General features: G+C 64.4%; 18 protein-coding genes. 14 read left to right on the top strand and 4 right to left on the bottom strand.

Annotated features, from left to right (window positions below):
- Positions 1–246 precede the first annotated feature (246 nt).
- Positions 247–1203: a glucokinase gene (locus tag PVZ80_RS21610; protein WP_028683212.1), complete on the bottom strand. Its 957-nt coding sequence runs from the start codon at positions 1201–1203 to the stop codon at positions 247–249.
- Positions 1200–3026, bottom strand: coding sequence for a phosphogluconate dehydratase (gene edd, locus PVZ80_RS21605; protein ID WP_009045235.1), 1827 nt, complete (start codon positions 3024–3026; stop codon positions 1200–1202). The genes PVZ80_RS21610 and edd overlap by 4 nt, the downstream gene beginning before the upstream one ends.
- 223 nt (positions 3027–3249) lie before the next feature.
- Here edd and gap point away from each other — a divergent pair, with 223 nt between their 5' ends.
- From gap to PVZ80_RS21560, 9 genes are all read left to right on the top strand, one after another.
- Positions 3250–4254: a type I glyceraldehyde-3-phosphate dehydrogenase gene (gap, locus tag PVZ80_RS21600; protein ID WP_273864520.1), complete on the top strand. Its 1005-nt coding sequence runs from the start codon at positions 3250–3252 to the stop codon at positions 4252–4254.
- Positions 4255–4383: 129 nt separating this feature from the next.
- Positions 4384–4848: a methylglyoxal synthase gene (locus tag PVZ80_RS21595; protein ID WP_009050410.1), complete on the top strand. Its 465-nt coding sequence runs from the start codon at positions 4384–4386 to the stop codon at positions 4846–4848.
- 72 nt (positions 4849–4920) lie between these two features.
- Positions 4921–5439 carry an RNA polymerase sigma factor gene (locus tag PVZ80_RS21590; protein WP_009050411.1) on the top strand — a complete coding sequence of 173 codons (519 nt, stop codon included), beginning with the start codon at positions 4921–4923 and terminating at the stop codon, positions 5437–5439.
- Between the two features lie 103 nt (positions 5440–5542).
- Positions 5543–6526, top strand: coding sequence for a FecR family protein (locus PVZ80_RS21585; RefSeq protein ID WP_053269758.1), 984 nt, complete (start codon positions 5543–5545; stop codon positions 6524–6526).
- 122 nt (positions 6527–6648) lie between these two features.
- Complete coding sequence (locus PVZ80_RS21580) at positions 6649–9237, top strand: TonB-dependent receptor (protein ID WP_273864519.1); 2589 nt, start codon at positions 6649–6651, stop codon at positions 9235–9237.
- Positions 9238–9387: 150 nt separating this feature from the next.
- Positions 9388–9996 carry a biliverdin-producing heme oxygenase gene (locus tag PVZ80_RS21575; RefSeq protein WP_053269760.1) on the top strand — a complete coding sequence of 203 codons (609 nt, stop codon included), beginning with the start codon at positions 9388–9390 and terminating at the stop codon, positions 9994–9996.
- 136 nt (positions 9997–10132) lie between these two features.
- Positions 10133–10534 (top strand): YbaN family protein, encoded by a 402-nt coding sequence (locus PVZ80_RS21570; RefSeq protein WP_009050415.1) that lies wholly within the window; start codon positions 10133–10135, stop codon positions 10532–10534.
- Positions 10535–10753: 219 nt separating this feature from the next.
- A complete protein-coding gene (locus PVZ80_RS21565) occupies positions 10754–12892 on the top strand; it encodes a methyl-accepting chemotaxis protein (RefSeq protein WP_103331517.1) in 2139 nt (712 codons plus the stop codon).
- A gap of 191 nt (positions 12893–13083) precedes the next feature.
- Entirely contained in the window at positions 13084–14433 is a 1350-nt protein-coding gene (locus tag PVZ80_RS21560; RefSeq protein WP_273864518.1) for a CoA transferase, read from the top strand.
- Positions 14434–14612: 179 nt separating this feature from the next.
- Here the strand turns inward: PVZ80_RS21560 and PVZ80_RS21555 are convergent, their stop codons facing one another.
- Entirely contained in the window at positions 14613–15470 is an 858-nt protein-coding gene (locus PVZ80_RS21555) for a DNA-3-methyladenine glycosylase family protein (RefSeq protein ID WP_053269762.1), read from the bottom strand.
- Positions 15467–16894, bottom strand: coding sequence for an arginine-ornithine antiporter (arcD, locus tag PVZ80_RS21550; protein WP_009050419.1), 1428 nt, complete (start codon positions 16892–16894; stop codon positions 15467–15469). Before arcD (PVZ80_RS21550) ends, PVZ80_RS21555 begins: the two co-directional genes overlap by 4 nt.
- Before the next feature lie 448 nt (positions 16895–17342).
- On the opposite strand from arcD (PVZ80_RS21550), the gene arcD (PVZ80_RS21545) reads away from it, so the two are divergent.
- The 5 genes from arcD (PVZ80_RS21545) (at position 17343) to PVZ80_RS21525 (ending at position 22611) form a co-directional block, all read left to right on the top strand.
- Entirely contained in the window at positions 17343–18770 is a 1428-nt protein-coding gene (gene arcD / locus PVZ80_RS21545) for an arginine-ornithine antiporter (RefSeq protein ID WP_009050420.1), read from the top strand.
- A gap of 36 nt (positions 18771–18806) precedes the next feature.
- The gene (gene arcA, locus PVZ80_RS21540; RefSeq protein ID WP_009050421.1) at positions 18807–20063 is read left to right on the top strand and encodes an arginine deiminase; all 1257 of its coding nucleotides are present in this window, start codon (positions 18807–18809) and stop codon (positions 20061–20063) included.
- A gap of 86 nt (positions 20064–20149) precedes the next feature.
- Positions 20150–21160 (top strand): ornithine carbamoyltransferase, encoded by a 1011-nt coding sequence (locus tag PVZ80_RS21535; RefSeq protein ID WP_009050422.1) that lies wholly within the window; start codon positions 20150–20152, stop codon positions 21158–21160.
- 97 nt (positions 21161–21257) lie between these two features.
- Positions 21258–22187, top strand: coding sequence for a carbamate kinase (arcC, locus tag PVZ80_RS21530; protein ID WP_016703410.1), 930 nt, complete (start codon positions 21258–21260; stop codon positions 22185–22187).
- Positions 22188–22248: 61 nt separating this feature from the next.
- Positions 22249–22611 (top strand): DUF5064 family protein, encoded by a 363-nt coding sequence (locus tag PVZ80_RS21525; RefSeq protein WP_009050424.1) that lies wholly within the window; start codon positions 22249–22251, stop codon positions 22609–22611.
- Positions 22612–22791 lie beyond the last annotated feature (180 nt).

Raw genomic sequence — 22791 nt, 5'->3', positions numbered from 1 at the left:
TATGAATGGAGCGGGATTATGCCTCATGGATCGGTTCCGTAGCCGCTGCCGAGCCTGCGAGGCTGCGATCGAGGACGAAGTCCTCGCAAAACCTGAACACAGGGTTTGCCAGAAAGAAACGGGGGGCCCGGTTTACGTCCGCTTCGCGGCCGGTCGCNGCCTCGCTCGCTCGGCAGCGGCTACAGAAGCAGCGTACCAACACGAAACCCGAGCGAAGCCTGCTTGCGACAAGCCCCATACGTTCGATCAGGCAAACGCCTGCTCGAGCGCCACCCCGGCGCCGGTCAGGCCCGAGTACGGCGCCGTCACCAGCCATACCGGAATGCCCTTGAAGTAATCGCTCATGCAGCCCTTGTCGGCAAAACAACGGGCGAAACCGCTTTCGACGAAAAAGTCGGCGAACCGCGGGATTACCCCGCCGACGATGTACACGCCACCGCGCCCGCCGGTGGTCAGCACGTTGTTGCCCGCCACCCGGCCCAGCCAGCAGCAGAACTGCTCGAGCACTTCCAGGGCGATGGGGTCGCCAGCCAGGCCCGCGGCGGTGATGGCTTCCGGGGTATCGAGCACCGGCTCATGCCCGTCCACCGCGCAGATCGCCCGGTACAACCGGGGCAAACCGCCGCCGCTGAGCGCGGTCTCGGCGCTGACATGGCCGATCTCACTGTAAATGTGCTGCCACAACTGGGTTTCCCGCGGGCTGCTCAACGGCAGGTCGACATGCCCGCCCTCGCCCGGCAAGGCGGCCCAGCGGCCTTCGCCCAGGTCCAGCAGCGTGCCGACGCCCAGGCCGGTACCCGGCCCGATCACTACCGCCGGGCGCAGCGGCTCGGGAGTGCCTTCGCAGACCACCCGGAACTCGCCCGGTTGCAGGCGGGTCATGCCCAGGGCCATGGCCGAGAAGTCATTGACCAGCAGCAGCTCATCGACCTGCAGGGTCTGGCAGAAGGCCTTGCGGCTCAGGCGCCAGTGGTTGTTGGTAAAACGAAATTCGTCGCCGCCGACCGGGCCGGCCACCGACAGGCACACCGCGCCGATCGAACCCGGCGCCAGGCCGAGGCCGCCCAGGTATACGCCGATGGCTTCTTCCGGGCTGGCGTGGTCCGCCGTCGCCAGCACCTGGATCGACTCCAGGCGCTGGTCTTTCCACAACGCAAAACGCGCATTGGTTCCACCAATGTCACCGACCAGCGCTAACTTCACTTAAGGTTCTCCAGGGCAGAGGTAAAGGCGCTGGCGCCCTGCTCCGCCGAGCTGAAGGCCATGCGCATGAAACCGAACAATTCGCGGCCGCTGCCGACGTTGTTACCCAGCAGGCCCTTGGCCGGCTCGCGGGCGGCGAATTCATCGGCGTCTACCTTAAGCTCCAGCGTGCCCTTTACGCCATCCACGCGAATGATGTCGCCGTCGCGCACCCGCGCCAGCGCACCGCCGACCTGGGCTTCCGGGCTGACGTGGATCGCCGCCGGGATCTTGCCCGAGGCCCCGGACATGCGCCCGTCGGTGACCAGCGCGACCTTGAAGCCACGGTCCTGCAGCACGCCGAGGAACGGCGTCATCTTGTGCAGTTCCGGCATGCCGTTGGAGCGCGGGCCCTGGAAGCGCATCACCGCCACGAAGTCTTTCTCCAGCTCGCCAGCCTTGAACGCATCGGCCAGGTCCTGCTGGTCCTGGAACACCACCGCCGGCGCTTCGACGATCTGGTGCTGCAGCGCCACGGCGGAGACTTTCATCACCCCCCGACCGAGGTTGCCTTCCATCACCCGCAGGCCACCTTCCGGCGAGAATGCGCGAGCCACCGGACGCAGGATGTTTTCGTCGAGGCTTTCGATCGGGCCGTCGCGCCACACCAGCTTGCCGTTGTCCAGGAACGGTTCCTGGGTGTAGCGGCTCAGGCCACGGCCGGCCACGGTGTTGACGTCTTCGTGGAGCAGGCCGGCTTCCAGCAGTTCGCGAATCAGGAACGCCATGCCGCCCGCCGCCTGGAAGTGGTTGATGTCGGCCTTGCCGTTCGGATAGACGTGGGACAGGGTCGGCACCACCTCGGAGAGGTCGGCCATATCCTGCCAGGTCAGCTGGATGCCCGCGGCCTGGGCAATCGCCGGCATGTGCAGGGTGTGGTTGGTCGAACCGCCGGTGGCGTGCAGGGCAACGATGGAGTTGACCAGCGAACGCTCGTCGACGATCTCGCCGATCGGCGTGAAGTTGCCGCTCTGCTTGGTCAGGCGAGTGACCTGCTGCGCCGCCTCATGGGTCAGGGCGTCGCGCAGTGGCGTATAGGGGTTGACGAAGGACGCGCCCGGCAAGTGCAGGCCCATGACTTCCATCAGCAGCTGGTTGGTGTTGGCGGTGCCGTAGAAGGTGCAGGTACCCGGGCTGTGGTAGGACTTCATCTCCGATTCCAACAGCTCTTCGCGGGTCGCCTTGCCTTCGGCGTAACGCTGGCGCACGTCGGCCTTTTCCTTGTTGGAAATGCCCGACGGCATCGGCCCGCCCGGGACGAAGATGGTCGGCAGGTGGCCGAAGCGCAACGCGCCCATCATCAGGCCCGGGACGATCTTGTCGCAGATGCCGAGCATCAGCGCGGCGTCGAACATGTTGTGGGACAAGGCCACCGCGGTGGACAGCGCGATCACCTCGCGGCTCGGCAGGCTCAGCTCCATGCCGGCCTCGCCCTGGGTCACGCCATCGCACATGGCGGGGGTGCCGCCGGCGAACTGGCCGACCGAACCCATCTCGCGCAGGGCCTTCTTGATCTGTTCGGGAAAGTGCTCGTACGGCTGGTGCGCCGAGAGCATGTCGTTATATGACGAAACAATCGCCACGTTGGCGGCATTCATCATGCGCAGGCTGTGCTTGTCTTCCGAGCCGCAGCCGGCAACGCCGTGGGCGAAGTTCGCACACTGCAGCTTGCCCCGTTGCGGGCCATCGCTGGCGGCGCCGCGGATCAGGGCGAGGTAAGCCTCGCGAGTGGCGCGACTGCGGGCGACAAGCCGTTCGGTGACCTCAAGAACGCGGGGATGCATGTGTAGAACTCCAGGCTAACGGATGTGGCGACCTGTTTGTCTATGCTGATCAAAACGCCCGCGGCACAGGGGATGGCAGAGGGTTTCTTGACCATTTGGACCAGTTGATTCAGGTCACTCGTTGTAGATAAAACAAAATATTGCCACCAAAAAGGCTTGTTTTCTATTTTTTTGCGAATAATCTTGTAATTCCAACAACAAAACTACGGCAGGCGCTTTTCTAATGACTCTACGAATCGCAATCAATGGTTTTGGCCGTATCGGCCGTAACGTCCTGCGCGCACTTTATACCCAAGGCTATCGCCAGGATCTGCAGATCGTCGCCATCAACGATCTGGGTGATAGTTCGATCAATGCCCACCTGCTCAAATACGACACCGTCCACGGCACTTTCGATGCCGACGTGCAGCACGATCAGGAAAGCCTGACCGTCAACGGCGACCGGATCGCCGTCAGCGCCATCCGCAATCCGGCCGAACTGCCCTGGGCCGCCGAGAAGATCGACGTCGCATTCGAATGCACCGGTCTGTTCACCGACCGTGCCAAGGCCGCCGCCCATCTCAGCGCCGGCGCCCGCAAAGTGATCATTTCCGCCCCGGCCAAAGGCGCCGACGCCACCGTGGTGTATGGCGTGAACCACGACATTCTGCGCCAGTCGCACCAGATCATTTCCAACGCTTCGTGCACCACCAACTGCCTGGCGCCAGTGGCCCAGGTGCTGAACCGCGAGCTGGGCATCGAAAGCGGGCTGATGACCACCATCCACGCCTACACCAACGACCAGAACCTGACCGACGTCTACCACAGCGATCCGTACCGCGCCCGTTCGGCCACCCAGAACATGATCCCGAGCAAGACCGGCGCGGCCGAAGCCGTGGGCCTGGTGCTGCCGGAACTGGCGGGCAAGCTGACCGGCATGGCGGTGCGGGTGCCGGTGATCAACGTATCGCTGGTGGACCTGACCGTGCAGCTCAAGCGCAACACCACTGCCGAGGAGGTCAACGCCCTGCTCAAGAGCGCCAGCCAGCACTCGAAGATCCTGGGCTACAACAGCCTGCCGCTGGTCTCCAGCGACTTCAACCACAACCCGCTGTCGTCGATCTTCGACGCCAATCACACCAAGGTCAGCGGCGGCAAGCTGCTCAAGGTACTGGCCTGGTACGACAACGAGTGGGGCTTCTCCAACCGCATGCTGGATAACTGCCTGGCCCTGTGCAGCGCCGAGTAAGCCCACGGCCTGCGACGCGGGAGCTGCCGCAGGCTGCGATCTTTTGATCTTCACATTCGAGGTTCAAGCGCGCAAAGATCGCAGCCTCGGCAGCTCCTGCAGATTTCCTCCCTCCAGGAGCCGCCACCGATGATCGGTATCAGCTTCACCCAGGCCAGCATGGCGGCGCGCAAGCGCATCGCCCTGGTGGCCCACGACCACTGCAAGAGTTTCCTCCTGGACTGGGCCGAGCGGCAGAAAGACAAGCTCGCCGAGCACGCTCTGCTGGCCACTGGCACCACCGGCCAGCTGCTGCACCAGCGCCTGGGCCTGCCGGTGGAAAGCATGATCAGCGGCCCCCTGGGCGGCGACCAGCAGCTCGGCGCGCGAATCGCCGAGCAGCGGGTGGACATGCTGGTGTTCTTCTGGGACCCCTTCGAACCCCAGCCCCACGATCCGGACATCAAGGCCCTGCTACGGGTCGCGGCGGTCTGGAACATTCCCGTGGCCTGCAACGAATGCAGCGCCGACTACCTGCTCAGCAGCCCGCTGATGGAGCAGGCGCACAGCTACCGGATTCCGGACTACCCGGCCTACCTCTCAGGGCGTCGATGATTCACTCAGGGCTTGACCGTCGACGTAGATGATAAGCATTATCATCCGCTGAAAAATCAGCCAGGTCCTGTTGTGAGCCAATCCCGCTTCAATCACGTCTTTCTCACCCAGCGCGTTTCGCTGCTGCGCACGCTGGAGCGGATGGTCAACAACCCCAGCACCGCCGAGGACCTGTTGCAGGAAACCTACCTGCGCGTGACCCGGGCCCTGAGCGAACGGGCCATCGACCACCTCGAACCCTTCGTCTTCCAGACCGCCCGCAACCTGGCGCTCGACCACCTGCGCGCGCGCCGCATCCAGGCCCGCACCCTGCTCGAAGACGTGCCGCTGGACGTGGTCGAAAGCGTGGCCGCGCCCCTGAGCAGCGCCGAGGATGCCGCCCATGCCGAACAGTTGCTGGAACGCCTGAACATGAGCCTTGCCCAACTCAGCCCGCGCCAACAGCAGATCTTTATCCTCAGCCGCCTGCACGGCCACAGCTACCTGGAGATCGCCGAGAAGCTCGAGGTCTCCCAGAGCACCGTGCAAAAGGAACTGAAGCTGATCATGGCCATCTGCATCGGCGTCGCCGAGCGCTTGAACGGGCATTGAGGCCCAGCCGGGCGGGCGTCGGCCGCAGCCCTTTGCTACCCTTGACCGCCCTGCGCTCTCCATCTAAAAAACAGCCGTGCACAGACACAGCCGAGGAACACCCGTGACGGACACCCACCGCACCCAGCCGACCGCCCAGGACGGGGAAACATCCACCCCCTGCGCCGCGGATCAAGCCATGGACCAGGCCCTGGACTGGCTGATCCTGCTGGAGAGCCCGAGCCCCGAGCAGGCCCGGCAATTCCACGACTGGCTGAACGCCTCGCCCCTGCACAGCGCAGCCTTCGACAAGGCCCAGGCGATCTGGAACGGTCCGCAAGTGGTGCGCTGCGCGCAAAATCTGGACACCCAAAAAACCAAGGTCAGTGTGCTGTCGCGCCTGCGTCCGCACTGGCGGCCCCTGGCGGTGGCGGCGGTGCTGATCCTCGGCCTGTTCAGTTTCAGTAACCTGCCACTGCGCCTGCAGGCCGACCACCTGACCGTGGTCGGCGAGCGCCAGCGCCTGCAGTTGGAGGACGGCTCGAAAGTCCTGCTCAACACCAATTCGGCCTTCTCCAGCACCATCGACGAGCGCCAGCGCGTGGCTCGCCTGTACCAGGGCGAAGCCTTCTTCGAGATCCCCGCCAGCCGCGGCCAGCCGCTGGAACTCGATGCCGGCCCGGTACGCGCCAGCGTGCGCGACACCGCCTTCGCCGTGCGTTACCTGGACGGCGTGGCCCAGGTGCGGGTACAGCGTGGCGATGTCGACCTGCGCGCCACCCACGACGATGCCCGGGTGCGCCTGTCGGCCGGCGAAAGCATCCGCATCGGCCCCAACGGTTTCGACCGCCCGGCCAAGCTCGACCTCGACAAGGACCTGGCCTGGGTCCAGGGCCGGCTGGTGTTCGAGAACTGCCCGCTGAACCAGGTGCTGGCCGAGTTGCGCCGGTATTACCCGGGCTGGATCGTCAACAACAACGAGCGCCTGGCCGATGTCGCGGTTACCGGTAACTACCGTCTCGACCAGCCGCTGGACGTGGTGCGCTCCCTGGCTCACATCACCTCGGCGCGCCTGCAGGAGTTCCCTGCGCTGGTGATTCTCAACTAGCACGGATTTATTTTTACGCGATCGCTGTCGGTCGTTCGTCTCGTTATAGCCAATGCAATTGATTCGCATTAAACATGCCGAATCAGCACCTATAAAGATTCGTGCGACACGGAGCGCTATCGATGTCCTCTCGCCTCAACAGCCGGTCCTCTTCATCTTCCCGCCAGGCCCGCCTGCAGAACTGCACGCTGTCCCTGCTGACTGCCGCCATCCTGCTGGCCGGGGCCGCGCCGGTCATGGCCGCCACCGCCACCAGCCAACCGGCGCGCAACATGGGCGACTACAGCTTCGCCATCGACCAGCAGCCGCTGGTGTCGGCGCTAAACGCCTTTAGCGCCGTCACCGGTTGGCAGGTCGGCCTGCCGGCGGAACTGGGCGAAGGCATCGCGTCCCCGGGCGTGCGCGGCTCGCTGCCGCCGGAAAAAGCCCTGGACCGCCTGCTGATGGGCACCAACCTGAGCTACCGCAAGCTGGGCGCCAACAACATCGTCCTGGAAAAGCGCGCCAGCGGCAGCGCCCTGACCCTGCAACAGGTGACCATCAGCGCCACGCGCCAGGAGCAGGACGTCAACAGCGTGCCCAGCACCGTGACCGTGCATGACCGCCAGGACCTGGACCGCAACAACGTCAACACCATCAAGCAACTGGTGCGCTACGAGCCGGGCGTTTCGGTCGGCGGCGCCGGCCAGCGTGGCGGTATCAGCGGCTACAACATCCGCGGCATCGACGGCGACCGCATCCTGACCCAGGTCGACGGCGTGGAGATTCCCAACGGCTTCTTCAACGGCCCCTATGCCAAGACCCAGCGCAACTACGTCGACCCGGAAATCATCAAGCGTGTGGAGATCCTCCGCGGCCCGGCGTCGGTGCTGTACGGCAGCAACGCCATCGGCGGCGCGGTCAGCTACTTCACCCTCGACCCGGACGACATCATCAAGCCCGGCAAAGACGTCGGCGCCCGCCTGAAGACCGGCTACAGCTCGGCCGACGACAGCTGGCTGAAATCCGCCACCGTGGCCGGACGCAGCGGCCAGTTCGACGGCCTGCTGCACTTCAGCCAGCGCGACGGCCACGAAACCGACTCCTACGGCAGCAACAACAGCACCGGCCTGGCGCGCACCGCCGCCAACCCGGAAGACGTGCGCACCACCAATGTGCTGGCCAAGGCCGGCTGGAACTATGCCGACGACGCGCGCCTGGGCCTGACCTACGAGAAGTACAAGGACGACCGCGACACCAACCAGAAGAGCGCCGTGGGCGGCCCGTTCAACGCCGGCCAGCCGTTGGGCATGTACCGCTCGCGCACCGGTAACGACACCATCACCCGCGAACGTTTCGGCCTGGACAACCGTTTCGCCCTCGATAGCCTGCTGGCCGACCACGTGAAGTGGAGCCTCAACTACCAGATCGCCAAGACCGACCAGAGCACCCTGGAAAACTACTTCCCGTTCACCCGCAACGTCATGCGCAGCCGCGAAACCCTCTACGAAGAGAAGCAGTGGGTCTTCGACGCCCAGGCCGACAAGGCCTTCGCCATCGGCGAAACCGAGCACCTGCTGACCTACGGCACCACTATCAAGCAGGAAAAGGTCACTGGCTCGCGCAGCGGCAGCGGTACCTGCCTGGCGGTCGGTCGCGGTTGCACGGCGGTCGGCGCCATCAGCCCGTCCGACGTGCTGAAGAAGTCCAGCGACTTCCCGGACCCGACCATCAACACCTACAGCCTGTTCGCCCAGGACCAGATCAGCTGGAACAAGTGGACCTTCCTGCCGGGCCTGCGCTACGACTACACCCAGCTCAAGCCGCACATCACCCAGGAGTTCCTCAACACCGTGGCCGCCGATGGCCAGGGTGAAGTGAGCGACGAGAACAAGACCTGGCACCGGGTATCGCCCAAGTTCGGCCTGACCTACGCCCTGACCGACCAGTACACCTGGTACGGCCAGTACGCCGAAGGTTTCCGCACCCCGACCGCCAAGGCGCTGTACGGCCGCTTCGAGAACACCACCACGGGCTACCGCGTGGCGCCGAACTCGAACCTCAAGCCGGAGAAAAGCCAGAGCTATGAAACCGGCCTGCGCGGCAACTTCGAGTCCGGCAACTTCGACGTGGCGGTGTTCTATAACAAGTACCGCGACTTCATCAACGAAGACGCGGTGACCCCGGGCTACGACGAGCTGACGTTCCAGAGCAACAACATCAAGCACGCCACCATCAAGGGCGTGGAAGTCAAAGGCCGGCTCAACCTCGACACCCTGGGCGCGCCGCAGGGCCTGTACACCCAGGGTTCGGTGGCCTACGCCTACGGTCGCAACAACGACACCGGCGAACCCTTGAACGCGGTCAACCCGCTGACCGGCGTGTTCGGCCTGGGCTACGACCAGGACCACTACGGCGCCCTGCTCAGCTGGACCCTGGTCAAGAAGAAAGACCGCGTCGACAGCAGCAGCTTCAAGACCCCGGATGGCACCAGCAGCCAGTTCAAGACCCCGGGCTACGGCGTGCTCGACCTGACCGGTTTCTACAAGGTCAGCGACGATGTCACCGTCAGCGCCGGCATCTACAACCTGGCCGACAAGAAGTACTGGCTGTGGGACGACGTGCGCGGCTACGACAGCGTCGGCGAAGCCGCGGTGCTCAGCCCGGCCAACCTCGACCGCCTGACCCAGCCGGGTCGCAACTTCGCGGTCAACCTGATCTGGGACATCTGATCCGGTCTACCTCACTGCGCTTTTCGATGGAGCGCAGTGAGGATTTTTTACTGTGCCGCGTCTTCTTGTTCGTCTAGTTAGCAAGTGCTTCTCATTTTCAGCAGCTCTCGTTTTCAGTAGCTCTCATTTTCACTTCCCAAGGACATTGTCATGACCACCCAGGATTCCCCACAGCGCCCGAGCCTGCGCTCCCAGCGCCTGAACCAGATCACCCACGAACCCCATGCCAGGCTCGACGCCCTGGTCAAGGCCCACGCGCCGTTCGAAAGCGCCAGCAGCTTTGCCCGCTTCGTCGTCGCCCAGTACCTGTTCCAATCCGAACTGGTCGCCCTCTACAACGACCCGGCGCTGATCGCCATCATCCCGGACCTGGCAGAGCGTTGCCGTGCCGAAGCGGCCAAGGCCGACCTGGCGGACCTGGAAACCGAAGTCCCGGCCCCGGTGGCGGGCGCGGTGCAGAACCCGAGCAAGGCCGAAGCCCTGGGCTGGCTGTTCGTCTCCGAAGGCTCCAAGCTGGGCGCGGCGTTCCTGATCAAGCGCGCGGTGGGCCTGGGCCTCGGCGAAACCTTCGGTGCCCGGCACCTGGGCGAGCCGGCCGGCGGTCGCGCCGAAGGCTGGAAGTCCTTCACCCGCACCCTCGACGGCCTGGCATTCAGCGCCGAAGAAGAAGCCGCGGCGGAAAAAGGCGCGCTGGATGCCTTCAACCGCTTTACCGTGCTGCTGGAAAAGGCCTACGACACGGCGCCTGAACTGGCCTGATTTTTTTGCCGGCGCGCTCGTTCCTGTATTGAAGGCGTAGACTCACGCCCGTTGCAGGAACGTACGTGCTGGCGCCAGCCGTTTTTCCCATCTTTTGTGGATTGAGCCCCATGCTCGTTACCTCATCATCGAACCCATGACCGGCACAACCCGATCCCCGTCCAAGGCCTCCCGCCTGTTCTTCGGTTGCCTGGCTTACGTCAGCCTGGCCATCGGCCTGATCGCCATCGTCGTGCCCGGCCTGCCGACCACCGAGTTCGTGCTCCTCGCCGCCTGGGCCGCGACCAAAAGCTCGCCACGCCTGAGCGCCTGGATGGAAAACCACCGCCTGTTCGGCCCTATCCTGAGCAACTGGCGCAACGGTCGGATCATCAGCCGCCGGGCCAAGATCAGCGCCACCGTCAGCATGCTGCTGTGCGCCGGCCTGATGCTGAGCCTGCTCACTCATCACTGGACCCTGTACCTGGCGCTGGCCGGCATGGGCCTGGGCAACCTGTGGATCTGGTCGCGCCCGGAAGCCCTGGCCCAGGCCTCCTGATTCCTCGGCCAGAGCAGCCGGCCGACGCTCGGTTGCTCGCGACAGGCCCTGCGGCGAAACCTCCCTCCTCCCTGTTTATGTCAAACACATGACCGCTCGTCGGCTTTTTCTCAGGCAAATGCCGCTCAAGCCGATGTTCCGGGCATGGCGCTGAATGGACTTGGCGACCGGAGTCATCCGACTCACCGCTCACCTCCTATCCATTCGCGAGATCGCCCCATGTTCGACTCTCTGTCCATTCGCCTGAAAATCGTGCTGTTGTCCGGACTCTGCCTGCTCGGCGTGGTGGGCCTGATCGTCGGGATGAACATCTACCAGACCAACCAGAACGATCAACTGGTCAGCAGTTCCAGCTCGCGAATGCTCACCGACAGCGTGCAGAACCTGCTGCAGGCCCGGGCCGCCGAGCAGGCGGTGCGGGTGCAGAAAACCTTTGGCGAGAGCCTGCTGGTGATCACCGCCCTGGCCGACCAGATCAACGACCTGCGGACCATGGCCGGCAAGCGTTCGCTGGACGCCGCGACGCTGCGCGAAGAACTCAACCACAGCCTGAAAACCGCCTTCGAACGCAACACCAAGGTGCTGGGCATCTGGCTCGCCTATGAGCCCAACGCCCTCGACGGCAAGGACAGCGAGTTCGCCAACGACGCCGGCCATGCCTCCAACGAAGCCGGGCGCTTCGCCAGCTACTGGAGCCGTGCCGGCGGCACCGGGCTGAACACGGTGATGGTCGAAGAGGACATGAACAAGACCACCCTGAGCGTCAGCGGCACCCCCTACAACAGCTGGTACACCTGCCCGCGCGACAGCAAGCGCACCTGCCTGCTGGACCCGTACGCCGACACCGTGGGCGGCAAGCTGATGCTGATGACCACCATCTCTCTGCCGCTGATCGTCGACGGCAAAGTCATAGGCGTGGTCGGCGTGGACATCGCCCTGGATGCCCTGCAGGCCGCGGCCGCCGAGTCCCAGAGCGGGCTGTTCGACGGTGCCGGGCACATGCTGATCGTCGCCGGCAGCGGTATCCTCGCCGCCTACAGCAACGATGCGGCCAAGGTCGGCAAGGGCATCGCCGACACCCTCGGCGCCGAAGGCAAGGATGTGCTGCAACTGCTGGCTGGCAATACCCCGAAAATCCTCAAGCAGGGCGACCTGATCCGCGCCGTGTATCCGGTCAGCCCGATCGCCGACGCCCGCCCCTGGGGCGTGGTGATCGACCTGCCGGAGCAGGTGCTGCTGGCCGACACCGTGAAACTCCAGAGCGTGCTCGACGACGCCCAGGCCCAGGGCACCCTGGTGTCCCTGCTGGTGGCGGCGGTCGCCGGCGTGATCGGCCTGCTGCTGATCTGGCTGACCGCCTCCGGCGTGACCCGGCCGATCAACAGCGTCGCGCAGATGCTCAAGGAAATCGCCAGCGGCGACGGCGACCTGACCCAGCGCCTGAAGTACAGCAAGCAAGACGAACTGGGCGAGCTGGTGAGCTGGTTCAACCGCTTCCTCGACAAGCTGCAACCGACCATCGCGCAGATCAAGCAGAGCATCACCGACGCCCGCGGCACCGCCGACCAGTCCTCGGAGATCGCCCGCCAGACCAGCGAAGGCATGCAGGTGCAGTTCCGCGAAATCGACCAGGTGGCCACCGCGTCCAATGAAATGAGCGCCACCGCCCACGACGTCGCCAACAGTGCCTCGAACGCCGCCAACGCCGCCCGTGGCGCCGACCAGTCGGCCAAGGACGGCATGACCATCATCGAGCGCAGCACCCGCGACATCAGCACCCTGGCCGAGGAGGTCAGCAAGGCAGTGGTCGAGGTCGAGGCCCTGGCGGTCAACAGCGAACAGATCGGCTCGGTGCTGGAAGTGATCCGCAGCATCGCCGAACAGACCAACCTGCTGGCCCTCAACGCCGCCATCGAGGCGGCGCGCGCCGGGGAAAGCGGCCGCGGCTTCGCGGTGGTCGCCGACGAAGTGCGCAACCTGGCCAAGCGCACCCAGGATTCGGTGGAAGAAATCCGCGTGGTGATCGAGCGCATCCAGAGCGGCACCCGGGGCGTGGTGGCGACCATGCATTCGAGCCAGGCCCAGGCCCAGAGCAACGCCGGGCAGATCCAGCAAGCGGTGCAGGCCCTGGGCAAGATCAGCGACGCGGTCACGGTGATCAGCGACATGAACCTGCAGATCGCCAGCGCCGCCGAACAGCAGAGCGCGGTGGCCGAAGAGGTCAACCGCAACGTCTCGGCGATCCGCAGCGTGACCGAATCCCTCACCGAGCAGGCCACCGAATCGGCCCAGGTCAGCAGCCAGCTCAACGCCCTGACCACCCAGCAGATGAAGCTGATGGACCAGTTCCGGGTCTGATCCTCGCCTCTGTAGGAGCGAAGCTTGCTCGCGATGAACCGGAGCGCGCCGCATTGAGCCAGTGAGTGCGCGCCATCGTTGACGACCATCGCGAGCAAGCTCGCTCCTACAGATAGTTCTTGCTCCGTCACGGGGCTGCGGCGCTTCACTTTTTTGATTTATGCTGCCCCCTCTCTTGCGGAGGGCCTGCAATGACCGATGTGCTGTCGTCTGTTCAAGCCGCGCTTGGCTTGCCTCTTACCCCGATTGCCTTGACCTCGAGCGGCGCCCTGCCCTCGGCCTTCGCCGTGACCGAACTGGCCAGCGCCAGCATCGCCGCGGCCGGCCAGGCGGCGGCCGGGCTGCTGTTCAGCCAGACCGGGCGCATGCCTGCCCTGAGCGTCGACCGACGCCTGGCCTCCTTCTGGTTCGCCACCTCCCTGCGTCCGCTGGGCTGGAGCGTGCCGCCGCTGTGGGACCCGGTCGCCGGCGACTACGCCACCCAGGACGGCTGGATTCGCCTGCACACCAATGCGCCCCATCATCGCCAGGCGGCCGAACAGGTACTCGGCCGGGTCGCGGACCGGCCGGCCATGGCCGCCAAGGTTGCGCAGTGGAACAAGAGCGACCTGGAGCAGGCGGTGGTCGAGGCAGGTGGCTGCGCCGCCGAAATGCGCAGCTGGGCCCAGTGGCAAGCCCATCCCCAGGGGCAGGCCGTGAATGCCGAGCCCCTGGTGCACTACGTGAAACAAGGTGCAGACGCCGCGCAGCCCTGGCGCGGGTCGCTGTCACGCCCCCTGGCCGGGATCAAGGTGCTGGACCTGACCCGGGTGCTGGCCGGCCCCATCGCCAGCCGCTTTCTGGCCGGGCTGGGCGCCGACGTGCTGCGCATCGACCCGCCGGAGTGGAACGAGCCCGGCGTGGTCCCGGAAGTCACCCTGGGCAAACGCTGCGCCCGCCTGAACCTGCACGACGCCGCCGATCGCCAGGTCTTCGAAAGCCTGCTGGGGGAAGCCGACCTGCTGCTGCACGGCTACCGCGCCGATGCCCTGGAACGCCTCGGCTACGGCGCGGCCGAGCGCCAGCGCCTCGCCCCGGAGCTGATCGATGTGTGCCTGAACGCCTATGGCTGGAGCGGCCCCTGGCAGAACCGCCGTGGCTTCGACAGCCTGGTGCAGATGAGCAGCGGCATTGCCGAGGCCGGCCAGCGCTGGCAGCAGGCCGAAAAACCGGTACCGCTGCCGGTGCAGGCCCTGGACCACGCCACCGGCTACCTGATGGCCGCCGCCGCGATCCGCACCCTGAACGAACGACTGAAAACCGGGGCCGTCGGCAGCGCACGGCTGTCGCTGGCGCGGACCGCCAAGCTGTTGATCGAGCACGCCCCTGGCAGCGCCGAGCCCGCCTTGCGCGCCGAAGACCAGGACGACCAGGGATTGCTGGTGGAGCAGACCTCCTGGGGCCCGGCCCATCGCCTGCAAGTGCCCCTGCAGATCAGCGGCACGCCCCTGCAATGGGCCTACCCCGCCAGCGACCTGGGCGCCCATCGCCCGAAATGGTAATGCTCGTAGCCCTGTAGCCCTGTAGCCGCTGCCGAGCCTGCGAGGCTGCGATCGAGGACGTAGTCCTCGCCAAGCCTATGCACGCGGCATAGAGGAAGTAATGCATGGTCTGTTTTACGGCCGCTTCGCAGCCGATCGCAGCCTCGCGGTGCTCGGCAGCGGCTACAGGTGCGGGGGGATTACAAGGCCGTCCACAGGTGCTGCGCCGCGTAACCGCGCCATGGCCGCCAGGCCTCGGCGCGGGCCAGCAGCTGGCTGGCGCTGACCGGCCCGCCTTCGAGTGCCGCCAGGGCATTGAGCAGGCCCACGTCCGCCGCGGGAAAAGCATCCGCTTCGCGGAACTGGCGCAAGGCCACGTAATGCGCAGTCCAGTCGCCAACACCCCATAGCGCCCGCAAGGCGGACAGGCTCTGTTCGAGGCTGGCCTTGGGAGCAAACAGCTGCGGATCGTCGAGCAGCGCCTGCGCCACGCCGGACAGGGTCCGTCCCCGGCTACGCGGCATGCCCAGGCTCGCCAGGTCGGCGCCCGCCATTCGCCCCGGCTCAGGAAACACATGGCTCAACCCCGCCGGCGCCCCCACGCAGCTCAATGGCTGGCCATATTGCGCCACCAGCTTGCCCGCCAGACGGATGGCCGCCACCACCGTGATCTGCTGCCCCAGCACCGCGCGCACCGCCAGCTCGAAGCCGTCCCAGGCGCCGGGCACGCGCAGCCCCGGCCGCGAGGCGATCAAACGGGCCATCAGCGGGTCGGCGGACAGTTGCCGGTGAATCGGCGCCAGGTCGGTGTCCAGGTCCAGCAGGCGGCGGATGCGCGCCACGATCCGCGCATGGGCTTGCGGATCGGGAAAGTCCAGGGTCAGGGCCAGCGTATCGCTGTCGCCCGGGCCCACACTGAACCAGCCGTGCATGCCATCGAGGCTGATGCTGCGCGAATAGCGGTCGCCGCTGACGGTCTCCTGCCCGGCGATGGCCCGCGCCCGGAGAAACGCCAGCATCGCCGGCCAGTCATAGGGCGGCTGGTAAGCGAGCCTCACAGCGACAGCACACCGCTGTACAGGCCATAGGCGGCCAGGCTGGCCCCGGCGACCACACAGGCGAAAATGCCTTTCTCGATACCGGTGAACAAGGGCTCGCCCTGCTCGCGCTTGGCCTTGGCGAACAGGATCACCCCCGGGGCATACAGCAGGGCCGACAGCAGCAGGTACTTGACCCCGCCGGCGTACAACAGCCACACCGCATAACACAGGGCCACGCCACCGATGCACAGGTCTTTCATGCGCTCGGCCGAGGCATGTTCGTAGGTTTCGCCACGGCCACTGAGCAGCACCGCGTAGGCCGCCGACCACAGGTAAGGCACCAGGATCATCGACGAGGCGAGGTAGATCAGGCTGGTGTAGGTCCCGGCGGAGAACAGGGTGATCAGCAAAAACACCTGGATCATGCTGTTGGTCAGCCACAGGGCGTTGACCGGTACGTGGTTGGCGTTTTCCTTTTTCAGGAAGGCCGGCATGGTCCGGTCGCGGGCGGTGGCGAACAGAATTTCGGCACACAGCAGCGCCCACGACAGCAAGGCACCGAGCAGGGAAACCGCCAGGCCGACGCTGATCAGCAACGCCCCCCAGGGGCCGACGATGTGCTCCAGCACCGCCGCCAGGGACGGGTTCTGCAAGGTCGCCAGTTCCGGCTGGCTCATGATGCCCAGGGACAGCACATTGACCAGCACCAGCAGGGCCAGCACCCCGATAAAACCGATCACCGTGGCCCGGCCGACATCCGCGCGCTTCTCGGCCCGGGCCGAATAGACGCTGGCGCCTTCGATGCCGATGAACACGAAGACCGTGACCAGCATCATGTTGCGCACCTGGTCCATCACCCCGCCGAAGTTCGGGTTGCCGCGGCCCCAGATGTCGCGGGTGAAAATGTCCGCCTTGAACGCCACCGCGGCAATCACGATGAACATCACTAGCGGCACGATCTTGGCCACGGTGGTCAGCAGGTTGATGAAGGCCGCTTCCTTGATCCCGCGCAGCACCAGGAAATGCACCGCCCACAGCAAGACCGAGGCGCAGGCGATGGCCACCGGGGTGTTGCCCTGGCCAAACACCGGGAAGAAATAGCCCAGGGTGCTGAACAGCAGCACGAAGTAGCCGACGTTGCCCAGCCAGGCGCTGATCCAGTAGCCCCAGGCGGACGAAAACCCCATGTAGTCGCCGAAGCCGGCCTTGGCGTAGGCGTACACCCCCGAATCGAGTTCAGGCTTGCGGTTGGCCAGGGTCTGGAAGACGAAGGCCAGGGTCAGCATGCCCACGGCGGTGATCGCCCAACCGATGAGGATCGCCCCCGCGTCGGCCCGGGCCGCCATGTTCTGCGGCAAGGAAAAGATCCCGCCGCCAATCATCGAACCCACCACCAGCGCGATCAGGGCGCCGAGTCGCAGTTTTTGCGTGGTTTGTGGCATGCCTACCTCTGCGTGCAGTCCAATTGTCCGACAACCAAACTATATGCAAATAAATTACTTCCACACGCTGGCAACGAACTAAAAGAGTCAATTATTGATCTTTTATGGATCCAATGACATGACTCCGATCAGAACTTACTGAATCTTGGCGAGTTTTATTTTTTGTAAAGACTGAATGCCATCAACCGGCCACCCCCTTTATAACTTTTTTACTAGTTGCGCATTCTTGAAAGCGGACTAGTTTCAATCTGGCATCAATGAGAAGCCCTGTCATCCAGCCTTCCAGGCCTTCAGTAATGGCACTTCCAGGCATCCTGCCGGCGAAAGCAAAGACTGCTTAAGTCATTCATTCACAATGGAATGTAGCGATGACCTGATCTAAGTCAGCTGTTTGTATTACGCGCAGATCTACTCTGACGTCTCTCTTCTCCTGCAATGGAGTCACGCAATGTCTGACACTCCCGGAAAACTACGACTTGGTGCGTTAGTCGCCTTGGTAGTCGGCTCGATGATTGGCGGCGGGATCTTTTCCTTGCCACAAAACATGGCGGCAAGTGCCGATGTAGGCGCTGTTCTTATTGGCTGGGCTATTACCGCTGTCGGTATGTTGACGCTGGCTTTCGTGTTTCAAACCCTGGCCAACCGCAAGCCTGATCTGGACGGCGGTGTCTACGCCTATGCCAAGGCCGGCTTCGGCGACTACATGGGTTTTTCTTCGGCCTGGGGTTACTGGATCAGCGCCTGGCTGGGCAACGTCGGCTACTTCGTGCTGCTGTTCAGCACCCTGGGCTACTTCTTTCCGATCTTCGGTGAGGGCAACACCCCGGCCGCGGTAATCGGCGCCTCGGTCCTGCTGTGGGCCGTGCACTTTCTGGTGCTGCGAGGGATCAAGGAGGCGGCCTTCATCAACCTGGTGACCACGGTCGCCAAAGTGGTGCCGCTGCTGCTGTTCGTGCTGATCGCCCTGTTCGCCTTCAAGCTGGACATCTTCACCGCGGACATCTGGGGCATGAAGAACCCCGACCTGGGCAGCGTGATGAACCAGGTGCGCAACATGATGCTGGTCACCGTCTGGGTGTTCATCGGCATCGAAGGCGCGAGCATCTTCTCCTCCCGCGCGGAAAAACGCTCGGACGTGGGCAAGGCCACCGTGATCGGCTTCATCACCGTGCTGCTGTTCCTGGTGCTGGTGAACGTGCTGTCGCTGGGCATCATGACCCAGCCGGAACTGGCGAAGCTGCAGAACCCGTCGATGGCGGCGGTGCTGGAGCATGTGGTCGGCCACTGGGGCGCGGTGCTGATCAGCGTCGGCCTGATCATCTCGCTGCTGGGGGCGCTGCTGTCGTGGGTGCTGCTGTGCGCGGAGATCATGTTCGCCGCGGCCAAGGACCACACCATGCCGGAATTCCTGCGCAAGGAGAACGCCAACCATGTGCCGGTCAACGCCCTGTGGCTGACCAACGCCATGGTGCAGATTTTCCTGGTCATCACCCTGTTCTCGGCCAGCACCTACCTGTCGCTGATCTACCTCGCCACCTCGATGATCCTGGTGCCCTACCTGTGGTCGGCGGCCTATGCCGTGCTGCTGGCGGTGCGCAGCGAGACCTATGAGGCGGCCCTGGCCGAACGCAAGAAAGACCTGTTGATCGGCTCCATCGCCCTGATCTACGCGATCTGGCTGCTGTACGCCGGCGGGGTCAAGTACCTGCTGCTCTCCGCCCTGCTCTACGCCCCCGGCGCGATCCTGTTCGCCAAGGCCAAGCTGGAGTTGGGCAAACCGATTTTCACCAACGTCGAGAAGCTGATTTTCGCCGCAGTGGTCATAGGCGCCCTGGTGGCCGCCTACGGGCTCTACGACGGCTTCCTGACCCTGTAACCGCACGATTGTTTCTACCTCTGGAGGATCACTGTAATGACCACGGAAAAAGTTAAGTACGGCGTCCATTCCGAAGCCGGCAAACTGCGCAAAGTCATGGTTTGCTCCCCAGGCCTGGCCCATCAGCGGCTGACCCCGAACAACTGCGATGAACTGCTGTTCGATGATGTGATCTGGGTCAACCAGGCCAAGCGCGACCATTTCGACTTCGTCACCAAAATGCGCGAGCGTGGGATCGAAGTCCTGGAAATGCACAACCTGCTGACCGATACGGTGCAGAACCCCGAAGCCCTGAAGTGGATCCTGGATCGCAAGATCACCCCCGACACCGTCGGCGTCGGCCTGACCAACGAAGTGCGCAGCTGGCTCGAAAGCCTGGAGCCGCGCAAGCTGGCCGAGTTCCTGATCGGCGGCGTGGCCGGCGAGGACCTGCCGGAAAGCGAAGGCGCCAGCGTGATCAAGATGTACCGCGACTACCTGGGCCACTCCAGCTTCCTGCTGCCGCCGCTGCCCAACACCCAGTTCACCCGCGACACCACCTGCTGGATCTACGGCGGCGTAACACTCAACCCGATGTACTGGCCGGCCCGTCGCCAGGAAACCCTGCTGGCCAGCGCCATCTACAAGTTCCATCCCGAGTTCACCCACGCCGACTTCGAGATCTGGTACGGCGACCCGGACAAGGATCACGGCCAGGCCACCCTCGAGGGCGGCGACGTCATGCCGATCGGCAATGGCGTGGTGCTGATCGGCATGGGCGAGCGGACTTCGCGCCAGGCCATCGGCCAGCTTGCGCAATCCCTGTTCGCCAAGGGCGCGGTGGAAAAAGTCGTGGTCGCCGGCCTGCCGAAATCCCGCGCGGCGATGCACCTGGACACCGTGTTCAGCTTCTGCGACCGCGACCTGGTCACGGTCTTCCCGGAAGTGGTCAAGGAAATCGTGCCGTTCGTCATCCGCCCCGACACCAGCAAGCCCTATGGCATGGACGTGCGACGGGAGAACAAATCGTTCATCGAGGTGGTGGCCGAATCCCTCAACCTCAAGCAACTGCGCGTGGTGGAGACCGGCGGCAACAGCTTCGCCGCCGAACGCGAACAGTGGGACGACGGCAACAACGTGGTGGCCCTGGAACCGGGCGTGGTCATCGGCTATGACCGCAACACCTACACCAACACCCTGCTGCGCAAGGCCGGGGTGGAAGTGATCACCATCAGCGCCAGCGAACTCGGTCGCGGCCGTGGCGGCGGCCACTGCATGACCTGCCCGATCATCCGCGACCCGATCGATTACTAAGCGCCTCTTATTCCGACATAGCAGCTTGCCGTTGCCCCCACGAAGGGCCTCGGCAAGTGGACGACCGAAATCAAAGGAGATCCATCATGGCTTTCAACATCCACAACCGTAACCTGCTGAGCCTCGAGCACCACACCGCGCGCGAGCTGCGCTACCTGCTCGACCTGTCCCGCGACCTCAAGCGCGCCAAGTACACCGGCACCGAGCAGCAGCACCTCAAGGGCAACAACATCGCCCTGATCTTCGAGAAAACCTCGACCCGTACCCGCTGCGCCTTCGAGGTCGCCGCCTATGACCAGGGCGCCAACGTCACCTACATCGACCCGAACTCGTCGCAGATCGGCCACAAGGAAAGCATGAAGGACACCGCCCGCGTGCTCGGGCGCATGTACGACGCCATCGAGTACCGCGGCTTCAAGCAGGAAATCGTCGAAGAGCTGGCGAAGTTCGCCGGGGTGCCGGTGTTCAACGGCCTGACCGACGAATACCACCCGACCCAGATGATCGCCGACGTGCTGACCATGCGTGAGCACGCCGACAAGCCGATCCACGACATCAGCTACGCCTATCTGGGCGACGCCCGCAACAACATGGGCAACTCGCTGCTGCTGGTGGGCGCCAAGCTCGGCATGGACGTGCGCATCTGCGCGCCCAAAGCCCTGTGGCCCCATGACGACCTGGTCAGCCGCTGCAAGAAGTACGCGGAAGAAAGCGGCGCCCGCATCACCCTGACCGAAGACCCGAAAGCCGCGGTCAAGGGCGTCGACTTCATCCACACCGACGTCTGGGTATCGATGGGCGAGCCGGTGGAAGCCTGGGCCGAACGTATCCAGCAACTGCTGCCGTACCAGGTCAACGCCGAGCTGATGAAGGCCACCGGCAACCCACGGACCAAGTTCATGCACTGCCTGCCGGCGTTCCACAACAGCGATACCAAGGTCGGCAAGCAGATCGCCGAGCAGTATCCGCACCTGGCCAACGGCATCGAAGTGACCGACGACGTGTTCGAGTCGCCGGCCTGCATCGCCTTCGAGCAAGCGGAAAACCGCATGCACACCATCAAGGCGATCCTGGTCTCGACCCTGGCCGACCTGTAACCACGATGACCGGGCCGACCGCCTGGCGGCCGGCCCCTCGACCCGTGGGCGCGCGACTTGCGCCCACGGGATCACCGAATTCTGGAAGGAATGCATTATGCGTATCGTCGTCGCACTGGGCGGCAACGCCCTGCTCCGCCGTGGTGAACCCATGACCGCGGACAATCAACGCGCCAATATCCGGATCGCCACCGAACAGATCGCCAAGATCCATCCCGGCAACCAGCTGGTGATCGCCCACGGCAACGGCCCGCAGGTCGGCCTGCTGTCGCTGCAGGCGGCGGCCTACACCTCGGTGTCACCTTACCCGCTGGACGTGCTCGGCGCCGAAACCGAAGGCATGATCGGCTACATCATCGAACAGGAACTGGGCAACCTGCTGGACTTCGAAGTGCCCTTCGCCACCCTGCTGACCCAGGTCGAGGTCGACGCCAAGGACCCGGCGTTCCAGAACCCGAGCAAGCCCATCGGCCCGGTCTACAGCAAGGAAGAGGCGGAAAAACTGGCCAAGGAAAAAGGCTGGGCCATCGCCCCCGATGGCGACAAGTACCGCCGCGTGGTGGCCAGCCCGAAACCCAAGCGCATCTTTGAAATCCGCCCGATCAAATGGCTGCTGGAAAAGAGCAGTATCGTGATCTGCGCCGGCGGTGGCGGCATTCCGACTATGTACGGCGAGGATGGCAAGCTCAAGGGCATCGAGGCGGTGATCGACAAGGACCTGTGCTCGGCGCTGCTGGCCGAACAGCTGGAGGCCGATCTGCTGGTGATCGCCACCGACGTCAACGCGGCCTTTATCGACTGGGGCAAGCCGTCGCAGAAAGCCATCGCCCAGGCGCACCCGGACGAAATGGAAAAGCTCGGCTTCGCCGCCGGCTCCATGGGACCAAAGGTCCAGGCGGCCTGCGAGTTCGCCCGCCATACTGGAAAAGTCGCAGTGATCGGTTCACTCTCGGACATCGAAGCGATCGTCCAGGGCCAGGCCGGCACGCGCATCAGCACGGCCCAGCCGGGCATCACCTACCGATAAGAGAGACTCAGGGTGCAGGTTCCAGGCCTGCCCCTCTCCCATGCCTTGAAAGGAGAGAACCATGGCCCAGTTCGAACCCGGTCATTTGCACATCGAACGACACGCGCTGAACAAGGACGATGTCAGCTACAACATCTGCATCGACTACGAGGTTGCGCAGGATCCCAAGGAAGGCAAGGGGATGCAGTTCAAGATGCATGGAACGATCCAGGGCAAAGCGGTCGATGAACCCTTCTTCCTGCCCAAGGATCAGGCGTACAACTTCGCCAGCAACGTGACGAAAATCGCCGAGAAGTACGGGATTCCCAAGGCAATGAGCAGCATCGGTTCGGTGCACAAGCACTACGATGCGATGTTCGAGGATGTGCGGGTGCAGTTGAACGTGAAATCCGGGGACCCGGTAAAACCCGAACATCTCGAGTAACCCCAGCCCGCGGGTCGCGGGCTTCCCCTACCCGCTGACTTGTAGGAGCGAGGCTTGCCCGCGATGGTCGTCAAGGATGACGCGAGTAGCCTGATCCGCCGCGGTGTCTTCTAGTTCATCGCGAGCAAGCTTCGCTCCTACAGAAGCCTGTGGCCACGGCGAATTTCACCAATGGCGTCC

This window comes from Pseudomonas sp. B3G-3 (genome assembly GCF_028640915.1).
Taxonomy (GTDB): Bacteria; Pseudomonadota; Gammaproteobacteria; order Pseudomonadales; family Pseudomonadaceae; genus Aquipseudomonas; species Aquipseudomonas chlororaphis_I.
Note: the sequence above shows the minus strand (reverse complement) of the source record. Positions and strands in the feature narration are given on the sequence as shown.